The sequence below is a fragment of the Paraburkholderia sp. BR10937 genome (assembly GCF_040965695.1).
In the GTDB taxonomy this organism is placed as follows: domain Bacteria; phylum Pseudomonadota; class Gammaproteobacteria; order Burkholderiales; family Burkholderiaceae; genus Paraburkholderia.
In genome coordinates this window covers 48,954-63,133 of the sequence record NZ_JBFRCL010000052.1, presented here as the reverse complement: position 1 = coordinate 63,133, position 14,180 = coordinate 48,954, and the positions used below count along the sequence as shown (strand labels likewise).

Below are 14,180 nucleotides of genomic sequence, written 5' to 3'. Positions count from 1 at the left end.
CTTCACCGTGAACGCGCTCATCACGAAAGAACTCGACCGCGGCTTTTCGTTCGTGAACTTCTCGCCGCGCCTCATGATGCGCGCCGACGAAGTCGCGTCGACCGGTCTGCTCGGCTATGGCAGCCGCGTGACCTACCGCCTGCTCGTGGCGGGCGCCGATCCGGCCGTCGCGCAGTTCGCGTCGTGGGCGCGTGCGCGCGTGGATGGCGGCAAGATGCGCGGCGTCGCGCTCGAATCGCTCCAGGACGGCCAGCCTCAGGTGCGCCAGACGCTCGACCGCGCGCGCCACTTCCTCACGCTCGTGTCGCTCTTGACGGCGCTGCTCGCAGCGGTGGCGATCGCCATGGCAGCGCATCGCTACACGCGCCGCCATCTCGACGCCTGCGCCGCGATGCGCTGCCTCGGCGCGAGCCAGCGTACGTTGCGCACGCTGTTCGTGCTGGAGTTCGCGGGGCTCGGACTCTTAGGTGGCGCGGCGGGCGTGGCGCTCGGCTATGCAGGGCATCTCGCGCTGCTGGCGTGGCTCGGCAATCTCATCGACGTCGTGCTGCCGCAGCCCGGCCCGTTGCCCGTGCTCGAAGGCATCGCCGCGGGCCTCGTGCTGCTGCTCGGCTTCGCGCTGCCGCCGCTCCTGCCGCTCACGCGCGTGCCGCCGGTGCGCGTGCTGCGCCGCGAGTGGGGCGACGAAGGACGCGCCGCGTGGGCGGCCTATGGCGTCGGCATTGCGCTGTTCGCAGGGCTGCTCGTGATCGCGGCGGGAGAGTTGAAACTTGGCGGCATCGTCGCCGGCGGTTTCGCGATCGGGCTGCTCGTGTTCGCCAGCGTGGCGCGCGCGGCGCTCTGGTGCGCGGCGCGCGTGGCGCGCAGCGGGCGTCTCTCCGGCCAGGCGCGCGCGGGCGTGGGTTGGCGCTATGCCCTGGCGTCGCTCGAACGGCGGCCGGGCGCGAGCGCGCTGCAGATCACGGCGCTCGCCATCGGCCTCATGTGCCTGCTGCTGATCGCGATGACGCGCAACGACCTCGTCGAAGGCTGGCGCAAGTCCACGCCGCCCGACGCGCCCAACGAGTTCCTCATCGACATTCAGCCGGATCAGCGCGACGCCGTGGCCGCGTGGCTGCGCGCGCATGGCATCGCCGGGGCTGCCGAAAGCGATCTCCAGCCGATGGTGCGCGGGCGCCTCATCTCGATCAACGGCAAGCCCGTGAATCCCGACTCGTACCAGAGCGAGGATGCGCGCCGGCTCGTCGATCGCGAGTTCAATCTCTCGTACACGACGAAGCTGCCCGACGACAATCGCATCGAGGCCGGCAGCTGGTATGGCGATTCGGCCACGCCGCAGCTGTCGATCGAGCAGGGACTCGCGAAGCTCATCAACGTAAAGCCCGGCGACGTGCTCAAATTCGACGTGACGGGCCTGGAGGTCACGGCGCCCGTGACGAGCGTACGCAAACTCGACTGGGGATCGTTCAAGGTCAACTTCTTCGTGCTGATGCCGCCCGAGCTGCTGCGCGATTTTCCGGCGACGTACATCACGAGCTTTCATCTGCCGCCCGGACAGCGCCAGGTCGTGGACGGTCTCGTGGCGCGCTATCCCAACGTCACCGCGATCGACATCGCGCCGATTCTCGCGCAGATCGAGCGCGTGCTGGAGCAGGTGATCGGCGCGGTGCAGTTCCTCTTTCTCTTCACACTCGCCGCCGGCGTGCTGGTGCTCTACGCGGCGCTCGCGGGCACGCGCGACGAACGCATGCGCGAGTCGGCGCTGTTGCGCGCGCTGGGGGCATCGCACCAGCAGGTGCGCGCGGTGCAGGTGGCCGAATTCATTTCCGTGGGCGCGCTCGCGGGGCTGATGGCGGCGCTCGGCGCCCAGGCGGTGGGCTCGGTGCTCGCCACGCACGTGTTTCTCTTCTATCTGCCGTTCGATCCGTGGCTCTTGCCGGCCGGCATCGCGGCGGGCGTGGTGTGCGCAGGCGTGGGCGGCTGGATCAGCTTGCGGCACGTGCTCGCGCGGCCGGCGCTCCAGTCGCTGCGCGACGCGTAGTGCAGCAACCCGCGGCCACCCGCCACGCGCCGCTGTGCGAAAATCATCGGTCTACGGCAGTGCGCTGCCGTCCCTCTTTTTTCCTGATTCAACCGTATGACCGATCCAGCCGACGAAGCGCCACAGAAACCCACGGCCTTCGAACTCGTCGGCGGCGAGGCGCGCGTGCGCGAACTCGTCGCCCGTTTCTATGACCTGATGGACCTCGAGGCCGATTTCGCGGGCATCCGCGCGATGCATCCGCAGACGCTCGACGGTTCGCGCGACAAGCTGTTCTGGTTCCTCTGCGGCTGGCTTGGCGGCCCGGACCACTACATCGAACGCTTCGGCCATCCGCGCCTGCGCGCGCGCCATTTGCCGTTCGCGATCGCCTCGTCGGAGCGCGACCAGTGGCTGCGCTGCATGGCCTGGGCGATGGAAGACGTGGGCCTGGCGGAGCCGCTGCGCGAACGCCTGCTGCACTCGTTCTTCGATACCGCCGACTGGATGCGCAATCATCCGGGCTGATCGACTGCCCGTGTCACTGAGCTGGATTGTTCCGGTCCGCGGGCCGGTACAGTCAGGCGCTCACGCATCGCGGCCGTCCGGCGGGGCGTTTCGCCTCGCGGCCATAATGGGCCTTTGGCGGGCGGCCGGCTTCACGCGGCCCGCCGTACGCAAAACAAGGAGACACCCACGATGACGACCACCCGCGCGCTCTTTCGCGAAGACGCCTATCTCACGCAGTGCGAAGCGACCGTGCTTGCCGTTGGCGAAGACGGCGTGAGGCTCGACCAGACCGTGTTCTATCCGCTCGGCGGCGGCCAGGCCGGCGACGCCGGCGCGCTAGTGCTCGCCGACGGCACGCGCATCGAGATCGCCGACACGCGCAAGGCGAAGTTCGAAGGCGCGACGCCCGACGACGCGCTCCACGTGCCCGCGCCCGGCCAGGACTCGCTGCTCGCGCATCTCGCCGCGGGCGAGCGCGTGCGCGCCGAGATCGACTGGGCGCGCCGTCACCGGCACATGCGCCTGCATACGGCGAGCCATTTGATGTGCGCGGTGCTGCCGTATCCCGTGGACGGCTGCAGCATCACGACCGACTATGCGCGCCTCGATTTCGCGACCGTCGAGCCGATCGAGCGCGAGATGGTCGAGGCGCGGCTCGCCGAGCTCGTGTCGGGCGCGCACGCGGTGGCGACCGAATGGATCACCGACGAGGAAATGGCGCAACGGCCCGAACTCGTGCGCACGATGAGCGTGAAGCCACCGATGGGTCTGGGACGTGTGCGCCTCTTGCGTATCGATAACGTCGATTTGCAGCCCTGCGGCGGCACGCACGTGCGCAACACGCAGGAGATCGGCGCGCTGCGCGTGGCGAAGCTCGAGAAGAAGAGCGCGCGCACGCGGCGGCTCGTGCTGGAACTGGCGTCATGACTCTCGACGCGCGTGCGCGCGAGGTGCTCGACTTCTGGTTCGGCGCGCCGGGTTCGGCGGAATTCGGCCGCGAGCGCAAGATGTGGTTCCTCAAGAACGCCGCGTTCGATGCAACGCTGCGCGAACGCTTCGGCGCGCTGCTCGACGCCGCGTGTGCGGGCGAACTCGACGCATGGTGCGAGACGCCCGAAGGCGCGCTCGCGCTTCTGATCGTGCTCGACCAGTTCTCGCGCAACTGCCATCGCGACACGCCGCGCGCATTCTCCGCTGACGACAAGGCGCTCGGCATCGCGCGCATGATGGTGGCGAGCGGCGCGGATCAGCGCCTGCCCACGCTGCAGCATCGCTCCTTCGCGTATCTGCCGTTCGAACACGCCGAAAGCGCCGAAGCGCAGCGCGAATCGCTGCGTCTGTTCGGCGAGCTGGCGAAAGATCCCGAGGGCAAGGGCTACTACGACTACGCGGTGCGCCACGCGCAGATCATCGAGCGCTTTGGGCGCTACCCGCATCGCAACGCGCAACTGGGCCGCGTTTCCACCGACGAAGAAGCCGCGTTCTTGCGCGAGCGGGGTTCGTCGTTCTAGCCGGGTCCCGGCGCGCGGGCTCAGCGTCCGCCGCTCACGTCGAGCAGGGCGCCTGTGACATACGAGGCGGCGTCGCTGAGCAGCCACACGATCGTTTGTGCGACTTCGTCGGCGCTGCCGGGCCGGCCGAGCGGCGTGTGCGCGCCGAGCACGGCCGCGCGATCGGGCCGGCCGCCGCTCGCGTGGATTTCGGTGTCGATGAGGCCGGGGCGCACCGCGTTCACGCGCACGCCCTGCGGGCCGAGTTCCTTGGCGAGCCCGATCGTCATCGTGTCGACCGCGCCTTTCGACGACGCGTAGTCCACATATTCGTTGGGCGAGCCGAGCCGCGCGGCGGCCGAAGAGACATTGACAATCGAGCCGCCGTCGCCGCCGCGATCCTTCGACATGCGCCGCGCCGCTTCGCGTGCGCACAGAAATGCGCCGTACACGTTCACGTCGAACATGCGCTTCAGACGCTCGGCGCTCATGTCGGCGACCTGGCTGCCGGGCGCCACGATGCCCGCGTTGTTCACGAGCGCGTCGATGCGGCCATAGGCCGATTCGAGCGCGTCGAACATCGCGACGACGTCCGCCTCGTTCGCGACGTCGCCGCGCAGCACGCGCGCGCGGCCGCCTGCGCGGCCCACTTCGGCGGCGGTTTCGTCGGCGGCCGGTTCGTTGTGCAGATAGTTGACGCCCACGGTCCAGCCGTGTGCGCCAAGCAGACGCGCCGTCGCGCGGCCTATGCCGCGGCTCGCGCCGGTGATCAGGACAACCTTGCTCATCGCGATGTACTCGTCATGGAGGTAACTGCGCGTGGGGACTGCGGATCGTCGGGCGACCGGCGCGCGGCGGCTGTCAGACGTTCTCGCGCAAGTCCGCCCACTTGTCCTTCTCGGGCGCGTGGTAACGCTGAAGCCTGGCGATCAGCGCCGCGGGATCGCCGTCGGTTTGCAGCATGTCGCGGTAGGTCTGGCGCATGAAGCCTTCGCGCACCGTGTGATCGAGCAGCGCCATGAGCGGATCGTAGAAGCCGCCGATGTTCAGCACGCCCACCGGCTTGCGGTGATAGCCGAGCTGCGCCCACGTATAGACCTCGAACAGCTCTTCGAGCGTGCCCGCGCCGCCCGGCATCGCGACGAAGGCGTCGGAGAGGTCGGCCATCATCTTCTTGCGGTGGTGCATGTCGGGCACGACGTGCAGCTCGGTGAGGCCCACGTGGCCCACTTCCTTGTCCACCAGCAGCTTGGGGATCACGCCGATGGCGCGGCCGCCGCCCGCCATCACGGTGTCGGCGATCACGCCCATCAGGCCGACCTTGCCGCCGCCATAGACGAGCGCGAGGTTCGAGGCGACGAGCGCGCGGCCGAATGCCTGTGCGGCTTCGGTGTAAACCGGATTGGCTCCCGGCGAGGAGCCGCAATATACGCAGACTGCTTTCATTCGGCTTTGGCCTTTATTCGCGGTTGTCCCTGGGGGCGCCCGCGCCTTCGCGCGGCGGCAGGTAGTCGTAGAACTCGCGCTTGGCGAGCTTGCCCGAGACGAGATCGTCGAACAGCTCGCGCGCGCGGCCGCGCAGATACGGCGCCATCAGCGAGACGATCTGCACGCTGACCTGGTGCAGCTCGTCGCGAATCGCTTCCTGGTCGTTGTACTTGCGCGGATTCATCACGAACTGGTACGAGAGCCAGTAGGTGGCGATCACGCCGATATTGGTCGAGATCACGTCGATCTCGGCGGGCGTGGCGACCATGTCGCCGTCTTCAACGAGCTGCTCGCAGAACTGCTTCGCGAAATGCACCTTGTGGCTGATGATCTGCTTGAAGTGCATCTCCAGCGTGCGGTTGCGCGCGAGCAGGTCGTTCAGGTCGCGATAGAGAAAGCGGTAGCGCCACGTGAAGTCGACCATGTACTGCAGGTACGCCCACATCTCGTCGATGGTGGCGCGATGGTCCTCGGGGAAGCGCAGACGCTTTTCGATCTCCTGCTCGAACTGGCTGAAGATGCTGTTGATGATGTCGTCTTTGTTGCGGAAGTGGTAGTACAGGTTGCCTGGACTGATCTCCATTTCCTCGGCGATGGTCGTCGTGGTGACGTTCGGCTCGCCGATCTCGTTGAACAGCTTCAGCGACAGCTCGAGAATCCGTTCGCGTGTACGGCGGGGAGGTTTGGCATCCATGTCGTCCGGCCCTGAAAATGCAGTGCCGGGCTCAGGCGCCCGCTCGTATGTTGCGGTGCGCGCGGCCCGGACGCGGTTGGTCGTTATAAGACTGTCGTTCGATTATAAACCGACGGCCCGCGCACACCGACAGCTTGCGCCTGTCAGGAGCGGGGAAGCGTGGCGAGGCCCCCGCGAACCGGGAGCGTGGGGCGCTAGAGTACGCCGATTCCGTGCAGCAGCAGCGGGCCGAAACGGGGTACGAGAATCAGCCCCCAGGTCAGGACGCAGAGCAGCAAGGCGAGCGTGACCGCCGCGCTGCCGAGGTCCTTGGCGCGGCCCGAGAGTTCGTTGCGCTCGAGGCCGATGCGGTCCACCGCGTTCTCGATGCTCGAATTGAGCAGCTCGACGATCAGCACGAGGATCACCGAGCCGAGCAGCAGTACGCGCTCGACGGGCTCGACCGGAATGAACACGCCGATCGGCACGAGGATAGCGGAGAGCGTGAGTTCCTGGCGAAACGCGCTTTCCTCGCGGATGGCGGCGCGAAAGCCCTTGATCGAGTACTTGAGCGCTTTCCAGGCGCGGGTGATGCCGCGGTTGCCCTTGTAGGGGTTGAAGGGCAGTGGGGCGAGCGGATCGTCGGGGCCGAGGGGTTCGTGCAGATGCGGCGGCTCGGGCGGTTCCGGTGCGGCCGCGCGTGGCGCAGCGGCCCCGGTGGGCTTGGCGGGCTCGCTCGCCGATGCCGGTGCGGCTGGCGGCGCAACGCCAGATGCGGCAGCGGCGGAAGCGCTCGCGCGCGGATCGAGCGCTTCGGCGGCGCGCGTAGAGCCGCCGGCACGCTGGCTGGCTGGCGCATTGGAACTGCGTGCGCCTTGGGCGCTATGCGGCGGTAACGGAGGACGTGGCGTCATGGTGGTGCCAGGTAGTACCCCAGTATCGCACGCGTGCGAGGCGGTTGCGCCGGGGCCGTCCGTGTCCCCGGCGCGCTCGCGGACAATCGAAGCGCGCACCATAGCCGGCCCCGCGCTCAGGCAGCGGCGCTGGACGGCTCCATCGTCGCGCGCGAGCGCGGCTTGAGATGCGCCGCGAACTGCTCGGAGGCCGCGCGCCACGAGAAGCGCTCGGCCCAGGCGCGCGCCTCGGCGCGGTCGATCTTCAACGCTTCGAGGCACGCTTCGCGCAGGTCTTCGTTCATCGAACCCGCGCCGCCCGTGCCCAGCACGTCGATCGGGCCCGTCACCGGGTAGGCGGCCACGGGCGTACCGCATGCGAGCGCTTCGAGCAGCACGAGACCGAAGGTGTCGGTGCGACTCGGGAACACGAATACGTCGGCGGCGGCGTAGACCTTCGCGAGTTCGGGCTGGCTCAGGACACCCAGGTAATTCGCCTGGGGATAGCGCGACTTCAGCTCGGCGAGCGCCGGGCCTTCGCCGCACACCCATTTCGAGCCGGGTAGATCGAGCTTGAGAAACGCCTCGACGTTCTTCTCCACGGCTACGCGTCCCACATACAGGAAGATGGGACGCGCCGTGTTGAGCACCTTGGAATCCATCGGCCGGAAGATGTCGAGGTCCACGCCGCGCGTCCACAGCACGACGTTCGTGAAGCCGAACTTCTCGAGGTCGGTCTTCACGACGGGCGTGGGCGCCATCACCGCCAGGGAAGGCTTGTGGAACCAGCGCAGGAAGCGGTAGGTCGCCGCGAGCGGAATGCCGAAGCGCGCCTGCACGTACTCGGGAAAGCGCGTGTGATACGCGGTCGTGAACGGCAGGTCGTGGTCGATTGCATAGCGGCGCGCGGCGAGTCCGAGCGGACCTTCGGTCGCGATGTGGATCGCATCGGGCCCGAACGCGCTGATGCGTTCCTTCAGATGCCGCTTCGGAAACAGCGAGAGCTTGATTTCCGGGTAGGTGGGGCACGGTATCGTGCGGAACTCCAGCGGCGTGAGCAGTTCCACCTGATGCCCGAGCGCGATGAGTTCGCGCGTCGTGTTCTTCAGCGTTCGAACTACGCCGTTGACCTGCGGCTCCCATGCATCGGTCACGATCATTACTTTCATCGGTCGTCGGCCCTCTCGTCGTTCGGTAGTGCGGTTATGGCTGCTGCTGCGTAGCGGTATCAGTCGACAATCAGGCGGCGCTCACGCGCGCCTTGCGCGTCGAGACCTGCGCTTCCGGCGCGCGCTTCACGGTCCAGTAGACGATGCGCAACTCGCCCTCGAACGTCTCGACGAGCGCGGACAGGCTCTCCACCCAGTCGCCGTCGTTGCAGTACAGGATGCCGTCGATGTCGCGGATCTCGGCCTTGTGGATGTGGCCGCAGACCACGCCGTCGCAGCCGCGGCGGCGCGCTTCGTCGGTCATCACGCGCTCGAACGAGGAGATGAAGTTCACCGCGTTCTTGACCTGATGCTTGAGGTACTGCGAGAGCGACCAGTACTGGAAGCCGAGCTTCGCGCGCACGCGGTTGAACCAGCGGTTGAGCAGGAGGATCAGCGTGTAGGCCGAGTCGCCGAGATAGGCGAGCCACTTGGCGTGCTGGATCACGCCGTCGAAGAGATCGCCGTGCACGACCCACAGGCGTTTGCCGGTGAGCGTCGTGTGAAAGGCTTCCTCGCGCACGTGGATGTCGCCGAACGCGAGATTGCAGAACTGGCGTGCGCTCTCGTCGTGGTTGCCCGGGATGTAGACGACCTGGGTGCCCTTGCGCGCCTTGCGCAGCACCTTTTGCACGACGTCGTTGTGCGCCTGCGGCCAGTACCAGCCTTTCTTCAACTGCCAGCCGTCGATGATGTCGCCCACGAGGTACAGATACTCCGACTCGTTGTGGCGCAGAAAATCGAGCAGATACGACGCCTGACAGCCGCCCGTGCCGAGATGGATATCGGAGAGCCAGATCGTGCGGTAGCGGGTGGGATCGGGATGGTCGTCGTCGTGGGAGCCGGTGGTGAGGGCGTCGTCGATCGACGAGGGCGGCAGGGGCGGGACGGGAAAGGTGGCTCCGCCGGGAGAGGGGTGGAACGTGGCGGAGTCGGTGCCTCGTCCGGTGGTCTGCCGGAACAGGGTGGTCGCTGACGTCTTTTGGGCCATGGCGCGCGCGGCAGGTTGTAATACGCGCATTGCGCCATGCCGCCGTGACGGCAACATGACAGTCACGAGAAGGTCTCGTTACGCAGTCCCAGGGGTACCGTGCAGCCGCTTTTCCGGCGCGATGGGGGATGTCGTACGGCGGCTACGCCTTCGCGCCCTGTGGCGCGATTGCGACAATGCACGTGCCCGCTATGCGGTCGTGAAGGAACTGGCGGTCGTGGGAGAAGCGGGCGCTCGCGGCCCAGATCACGAACCAGCAGGCAACGAGCGCAAGCGTGTGCGGAATCGAAAGATCGAGCAGCGGATGCAGCACGAGCGGCGGCAGGAACCAGAGCCACGCGGCGAGGTAGCGCAGCGTCGCTCGCGCGAGCGTGGGCGGCTGGCCGTCCGGGCCGACGACACGCAGGCGCCAGGTCTTCATCGGCAGCGTCTGCCCGCCCTTGTGCCAGAACCCGACGAAGTACGCGCCCGCCACGAAGATGATCCAGACCGCCATCGCGTTGTGATGCGTGTAGCCATTGCGCTGCTGCAGGACGAGGCTGAACGCGAGCCCGGCGGCGAAGACGACGCCGAACAGCAGCACGCTTTCGTAGATGAACGCGGCGAGGCGGCGGCGAATCGAAACGGGCGCAGGTTCAACCGTGAACACGGCGGCGGACGGCAGGGTGGCGGCTTGGGCGCTTTCGGACACGATGGCGTCAGTTCGGGGACGGGACGTCCCAAGCATAACCTCGAACACGCGCGCGGCGAAACGACCGCAACGCCGCGGCGGGGTTAACGAGGGTGCGCGCGATGGGGCTGCGAGCGCCTTGGTAGAGGCTTCAGGAGCCCTTGAACGCCGCGGGGGCTTCGGCGGGCGAGACAGGGATGGGCGTGGCCGGCACGAAGCTGCCGGCGGCGGGAATGCCCGCCGCAAACGACGAAGCCACGGCCGGCTCGCTCGGCGCGCCAGGCGAGGCGGGTGCGAGACCCGAGCCGGTGCTGCTCGCGCCAGCCGCGCCCGATGCCCCGGTGACGCCTGCGGGCGCATGCGGCAGGCCGCGGTGATCGCGCTCGTTGACGAGGCGCTGGATATCGCGAATCTCGCTCTTGTTGCCGCTGGGCGGGGCGCTCACGACGGTGGGCCGGCGCTTGTGCTCGCTCGCGGCAAGGCGTTCTTTCTGCTCTTCGGGGAGCTGCTGGTAAGCCTTCCAGGCGCGCTGGCGCGCCTGCGCCGGCAATTCCTTGGACACCTGGTAGTTTTCGCGCGCGACACGCCGTTGCTCCGGCGTCATGCCGACCCATTCCGCCATGCGCTCATGCAGGCGCTTCTGGGCTTCGGGCGACATTTTCGGGTAACGGGCGGCGATCTTCAGCCATTTGCGCTTGCGCTCGTCGCTGAAGCGGTCCCATTCGACGGCGAACGGCGCGAGCGCGGCGTGCTGCGCATCGCTCAGATGCGCCCACGCGAGCGGATTGGACTGGCCGGGCAGCGGCGCAAAGGTGGTCGTGATCGAATTATCGACCGGAGGCGCTTTCGCCTGCGCGGGCGCGCCAGCGGTGTTTTCGCCGGTGGGCTCGGGATGAAAGCGCGGGTAGGTCGCCACATACGACACCACTGCCGCGACCACACATCCAATGACAACGGCCAGGCCGCGCTTGTAACTCACCCCGTCAGTCTCCTGCTCAGATTTCCTTAGTGCGCGCGCGTCAGATACGCATTGAACCCGTGATCGAGGTAGGCCGTGAGCGGCAGGTCGTCGCTCAGCATGGCCGCGTCGATATCGGCGAGTTCAGCGGTGCGTTGCTGATCTTCGAAGTACGCGATGGCAAAGAGGCCCGCCACGAGTGCCGCGAGCGGCCAGGCGAGCGCGAAGCGTGCGAGTGCTGAACGGCGCCGCGCAGGCCGGTGCGTGGGCGCGCCGGACAGACTGCCGACGCCGGCCGCGGCGAGCGCCGGGGCGCGCACGAGCACGACCTCGGCCTTTTTCTGGGCGAGTGCGGTCTTGCGTGCGGCGGCGAGTCGGGCGGTGGTAGCAGCGGGCAGGTTGGCGGCGCTCTCGTCGAGCGCGCGACGCATTTCCCGCACGAACGCCAGTTCTTTATTTTCGAGGGCGGAGCTCATAGGGTGATTCCTTTGGCCTTGAGCGCTTGAGCCAGCGTGTGGGTGGCCCGAGAGCAGTGCGTTTTCACGCTGCCTTCGGAGCAGCCCATTGCGGCGGCAGTCTCGGCGACATCCATATCCTCCCAGTAACGCATCAGAAACGCCTCCCGTTGACGTGCCGGTAATTTCTGGATTTCGTCGTCGATCATCTGGAGCACCTGCGCGCGCTCGATCTGCTGCTCGCTGCTCTCGGCGCCAGCCGTGCCCTGCTCGGCCTCGAAGGTCTCGAGGGGGTCGAACTCCTCGTCGTCGGCGTTGCCGAGCGACGAAAACAGGCTCACCCACGTATTGCGTACTTTCTGCCGACGAAAATAGTCGTGCATCGTATTTTGCAAAATACGCTGAAAGAGCAGGGGGAGTTCTGCGGCCGGGCGGTCTCCGTATTTTTCCGCGAGCTTGATCATCGCGTCCTGCACGATGTCGAGCGAGGCGTCGTCGTCCCTTACGGCGTAGACCGTCTGCTTGAACGCGCGTCTTTCGACGCCCGCCAGAAAGTCGGCGAGTTCCTTGTCTGATGCCATCCGTTGCAGGGCGCCGCCGCCAGCGTACGCGTAATCGTTCGAAAAATGTCGTAAAACTCGCGGATCCTAGCAAATTTTCACGCCAACAGGGTAGCGGGAAGGCCGTGAGAATGCTTCGCATCATGGATGCACCCGCCCTGGTGGCTGCTCTGCCGGCTCTTGGCCGGCGCCGCGAGGCGTGCGCGCTGTCGCAACGTTCGTGCCCGCGTTGTCAAGATTTGCTTGACCGAAAGGCATCGAGCCGCTATCTTCGACGGTTCGCAACATAAGTGACTTGTCTCAATTCGGATGTGGCCCAAGAAGCTCATCTGTCAACTGGACGCGCCGCTTGAACCCGAGCCACAAGCCCGGCAGAGAGCACCCGATCAATTTTTTGCCGAAAATTCGAAAGGTCAATGATGAACATGCCCAGCGCGGAATTCTCCACGTCGGTCCCCCCTTCGCAAGAATCTGACCCTCAAGCTCATACCTCCATCGGCGGAACCGTGCTGATGAAGGCGCTCGCGGACGAGCAGGTCGAATTCATCTGGGGCTATCCCGGCGGCTCGGTGCTCTACATTTACGACGAGCTGTACAAGCAGGACAAGATTCAGCACGTTCTCGTGCGCCACGAACAGGCAGCCGTGCACGCGGCCGACGCCTATGCGCGTTCGACCGGCAACGTCGGCGTGTGTCTCGTGACCTCGGGACCTGGCGTCACCAATGCGGTGACGGGCATCGCGACAGCCTACATGGACTCGATCCCGATGGTGATCATCAGCGGCCAGGTGCCTACCGCCGCGATTGGTCAAGACGCCTTTCAGGAGTGCGACACGGTCGGCATCACGCGTCCCTGCGTGAAGCACAACTTCCTCGTGAAGGACGTGCGCGATCTCGCCGCCACCGTCAAGAAAGCTTTTTACATTGCGCGCACCGGCCGTCCCGGCCCCGTGCTGATCGACATTCCGAAGGACGTGTCGAAGACGCCGTGCACGTATGAACCGATCAAAAACGTTGCGCTGCGTTCGTACAACCCGGTCACCAAGGGCCACTCGGGGCAGATCCGCAAGGCGGTGTCGCTGCTCCTCTCGGCCAAGCGTCCGTATATCTACACCGGCGGCGGCATCATCCTCGCGGATGCGTCGCGCGAACTGAACCAGTTCGCCGACCTGCTCGGCTACCCGGTCACGAACACGCTGATGGGTCTGGGCGGCTACCGCGCGAGCGACCGCAAGTTCCTCGGCATGCTCGGCATGCACGGCACCTACGAAGCCAACATGGCGATGCAGCACTGCGACGTGCTGATCGCGATCGGCGCGCGCTTCGATGACCGTGTGATCGGCGACCCCGCGCACTTCGCCTCTCGTCCGCGCAAGATCATCCACATCGACATCGATCCGTCGTCCATCTCGAAGCGCGTGAAGGTCGATATCCCCATCGTCGGCGACGTGAAGGAAGTGCTCAAGGAGCTCATCGAGCAGCTTCAGCACGCCGATCACGGCCCGGATACGGCCGCGCTCGCCGACTGGTGGAAGGACATCGAAAGCTGGCGCGAGAAGAACTGCCTGAAGTTCGACCGTTCGAGCGAGATCATCAAGCCGCAGTACGTGGTGGAGAAGGCGTGGGAGCTCACGGGCGGCAACGCGTTCGTGTGCTCGGACGTGGGTCAGCACCAGATGTGGGCTGCGCAGTTCTACCGCTTCAACCAGCCGCGCCGCTGGATCAACTCCGGTGGCCTCGGCACGATGGGCTTCGGCCTGCCGGCGGCGATGGGCGTGAAGATGGCGCACCCGGACGACGACGTGCTGTGCATCACGGGCGAAGGCTCGATTCAGATGTGCATTCAGGAGCTGTCGACCTGCAAGCAGTACGACACGCCCGTGAAGATCATTTCGCTGAACAACCGCTACCTCGGCATGGTCCGCCAATGGCAGCAGATCGAATACAGCAAGCGCTATTCGCATTCCTATATGGATGCGCTGCCTGACTTCGTGAAGCTCGCCGAAGCGTACGGCCACGTCGGCATGCGGATCGAAAAGACCGCGGACGTCGAGCCGGCGCTCAAGGAAGCGCTGCGTTTGAAGGACCGCACGGTGTTCCTCGATTTCCAGACCGACCCTTCCGAAAACGTCTGGCCGATGGTACAGGCCGGCAAGGGCATCACCGAGATGCTGCTCGGCTCGGAAGACCTGTAACGGTATTTGCACGGCGCCGTTTCGACCTCGCGCGGCGCGCGTCCACACAAGGGGCGCGCGGGTTCGCGG

General features: G+C 66.6%; 15 protein-coding genes. 5 read left to right on the top strand and 10 right to left on the bottom strand.

The window, feature by feature from the left end; all coding sequences use genetic code 11:
* From AB4Y44_RS32390 to AB4Y44_RS32375, 4 genes are all read left to right on the top strand, one after another.
* Positions 1-2,041, top strand: a 2,041-nt coding sequence (locus tag AB4Y44_RS32390) for an ABC transporter permease (protein WP_368701828.1), incomplete at its 5' end; no start/stop codon positions are given.
* Between the two features lie 96 nt (positions 2,042-2,137).
* A complete protein-coding gene (locus AB4Y44_RS32385; RefSeq protein ID WP_368701827.1) occupies positions 2,138-2,548 on the top strand; it encodes a group II truncated hemoglobin in 411 nt (136 codons plus the stop codon).
* A 171-nt stretch (positions 2,549-2,719) separates the two neighbouring features.
* The gene (locus AB4Y44_RS32380; RefSeq protein ID WP_342921031.1) at positions 2,720-3,457 is read left to right on the top strand and encodes an alanyl-tRNA editing protein; all 738 of its coding nucleotides are present in this window, start codon (positions 2,720-2,722) and stop codon (positions 3,455-3,457) included.
* Positions 3,454-4,041, top strand: coding sequence for a DUF924 family protein (locus tag AB4Y44_RS32375; protein WP_368701826.1), 588 nt, complete (start codon positions 3,454-3,456; stop codon positions 4,039-4,041). The genes AB4Y44_RS32380 and AB4Y44_RS32375 overlap by 4 nt, the downstream gene beginning before the upstream one ends.
* Positions 4,042-4,061: 20 nt before the next feature.
* Here AB4Y44_RS32375 and AB4Y44_RS32370 read toward each other — a convergent pair whose 3' ends face one another.
* The 10 genes from AB4Y44_RS32370 to AB4Y44_RS32325 form a co-directional block, all read right to left on the bottom strand.
* The gene (locus tag AB4Y44_RS32370) at positions 4,062-4,808 is read right to left on the bottom strand and encodes an SDR family oxidoreductase (RefSeq protein ID WP_368701825.1); all 747 of its coding nucleotides are present in this window, start codon (positions 4,806-4,808) and stop codon (positions 4,062-4,064) included.
* A 73-nt stretch (positions 4,809-4,881) separates the two neighbouring features.
* Positions 4,882-5,466, bottom strand: coding sequence for a TIGR00730 family Rossman fold protein (locus AB4Y44_RS32365; RefSeq protein ID WP_368701824.1), 585 nt, complete (start codon positions 5,464-5,466; stop codon positions 4,882-4,884).
* A gap of 13 nt (positions 5,467-5,479) precedes the next feature.
* A complete protein-coding gene (locus tag AB4Y44_RS32360) occupies positions 5,480-6,202 on the bottom strand; it encodes a TetR/AcrR family transcriptional regulator (RefSeq protein WP_342921035.1) in 723 nt (240 codons plus the stop codon).
* Between the two features lie 194 nt (positions 6,203-6,396).
* Positions 6,397-7,095, bottom strand: coding sequence for a diacylglycerol kinase (locus AB4Y44_RS32355; protein ID WP_368701823.1), 699 nt, complete (start codon positions 7,093-7,095; stop codon positions 6,397-6,399).
* Positions 7,096-7,211: 116 nt separating this feature from the next.
* A complete protein-coding gene (locus tag AB4Y44_RS32350; protein ID WP_342921036.1) occupies positions 7,212-8,243 on the bottom strand; it encodes a glycosyltransferase family 1 protein in 1,032 nt (343 codons plus the stop codon).
* Positions 8,244-8,313: 70 nt separating this feature from the next.
* Positions 8,314-9,273: a UDP-2,3-diacylglucosamine diphosphatase gene (locus AB4Y44_RS32345; protein ID WP_342921037.1), complete on the bottom strand. Its 960-nt coding sequence runs from the start codon at positions 9,271-9,273 to the stop codon at positions 8,314-8,316.
* A gap of 142 nt (positions 9,274-9,415) precedes the next feature.
* Positions 9,416-9,964 carry an RDD family protein gene (locus tag AB4Y44_RS32340; RefSeq protein WP_368701822.1) on the bottom strand — a complete coding sequence of 183 codons (549 nt, stop codon included), beginning with the start codon at positions 9,962-9,964 and terminating at the stop codon, positions 9,416-9,418.
* A 130-nt stretch (positions 9,965-10,094) separates the two neighbouring features.
* A complete protein-coding gene (locus AB4Y44_RS32335; protein WP_342921039.1) occupies positions 10,095-10,922 on the bottom strand; it encodes a DUF3106 domain-containing protein in 828 nt (275 codons plus the stop codon).
* Between the two features lie 26 nt (positions 10,923-10,948).
* A complete protein-coding gene (locus AB4Y44_RS32330) occupies positions 10,949-11,377 on the bottom strand; it encodes a DUF3619 family protein (RefSeq protein WP_028205693.1) in 429 nt (142 codons plus the stop codon).
* On the bottom strand, positions 11,374-11,937 hold the full coding sequence (locus tag AB4Y44_RS32325) for an RNA polymerase sigma factor (RefSeq protein WP_069265288.1): 564 nt from the start codon (positions 11,935-11,937) through the stop codon (positions 11,374-11,376). Before AB4Y44_RS32325 ends, AB4Y44_RS32330 begins: the two co-directional genes overlap by 4 nt.
* 398 nt (positions 11,938-12,335) lie before the next feature.
* Between AB4Y44_RS32325 and AB4Y44_RS32320 the strand changes: the two genes are divergently transcribed.
* Positions 12,336-14,111 carry an acetolactate synthase 3 catalytic subunit gene (locus AB4Y44_RS32320; protein ID WP_342921087.1) on the top strand — a complete coding sequence of 592 codons (1,776 nt, stop codon included), beginning with the start codon at positions 12,336-12,338 and terminating at the stop codon, positions 14,109-14,111.
* The last annotated feature ends 69 nt before the right edge of the window (positions 14,112-14,180 follow it).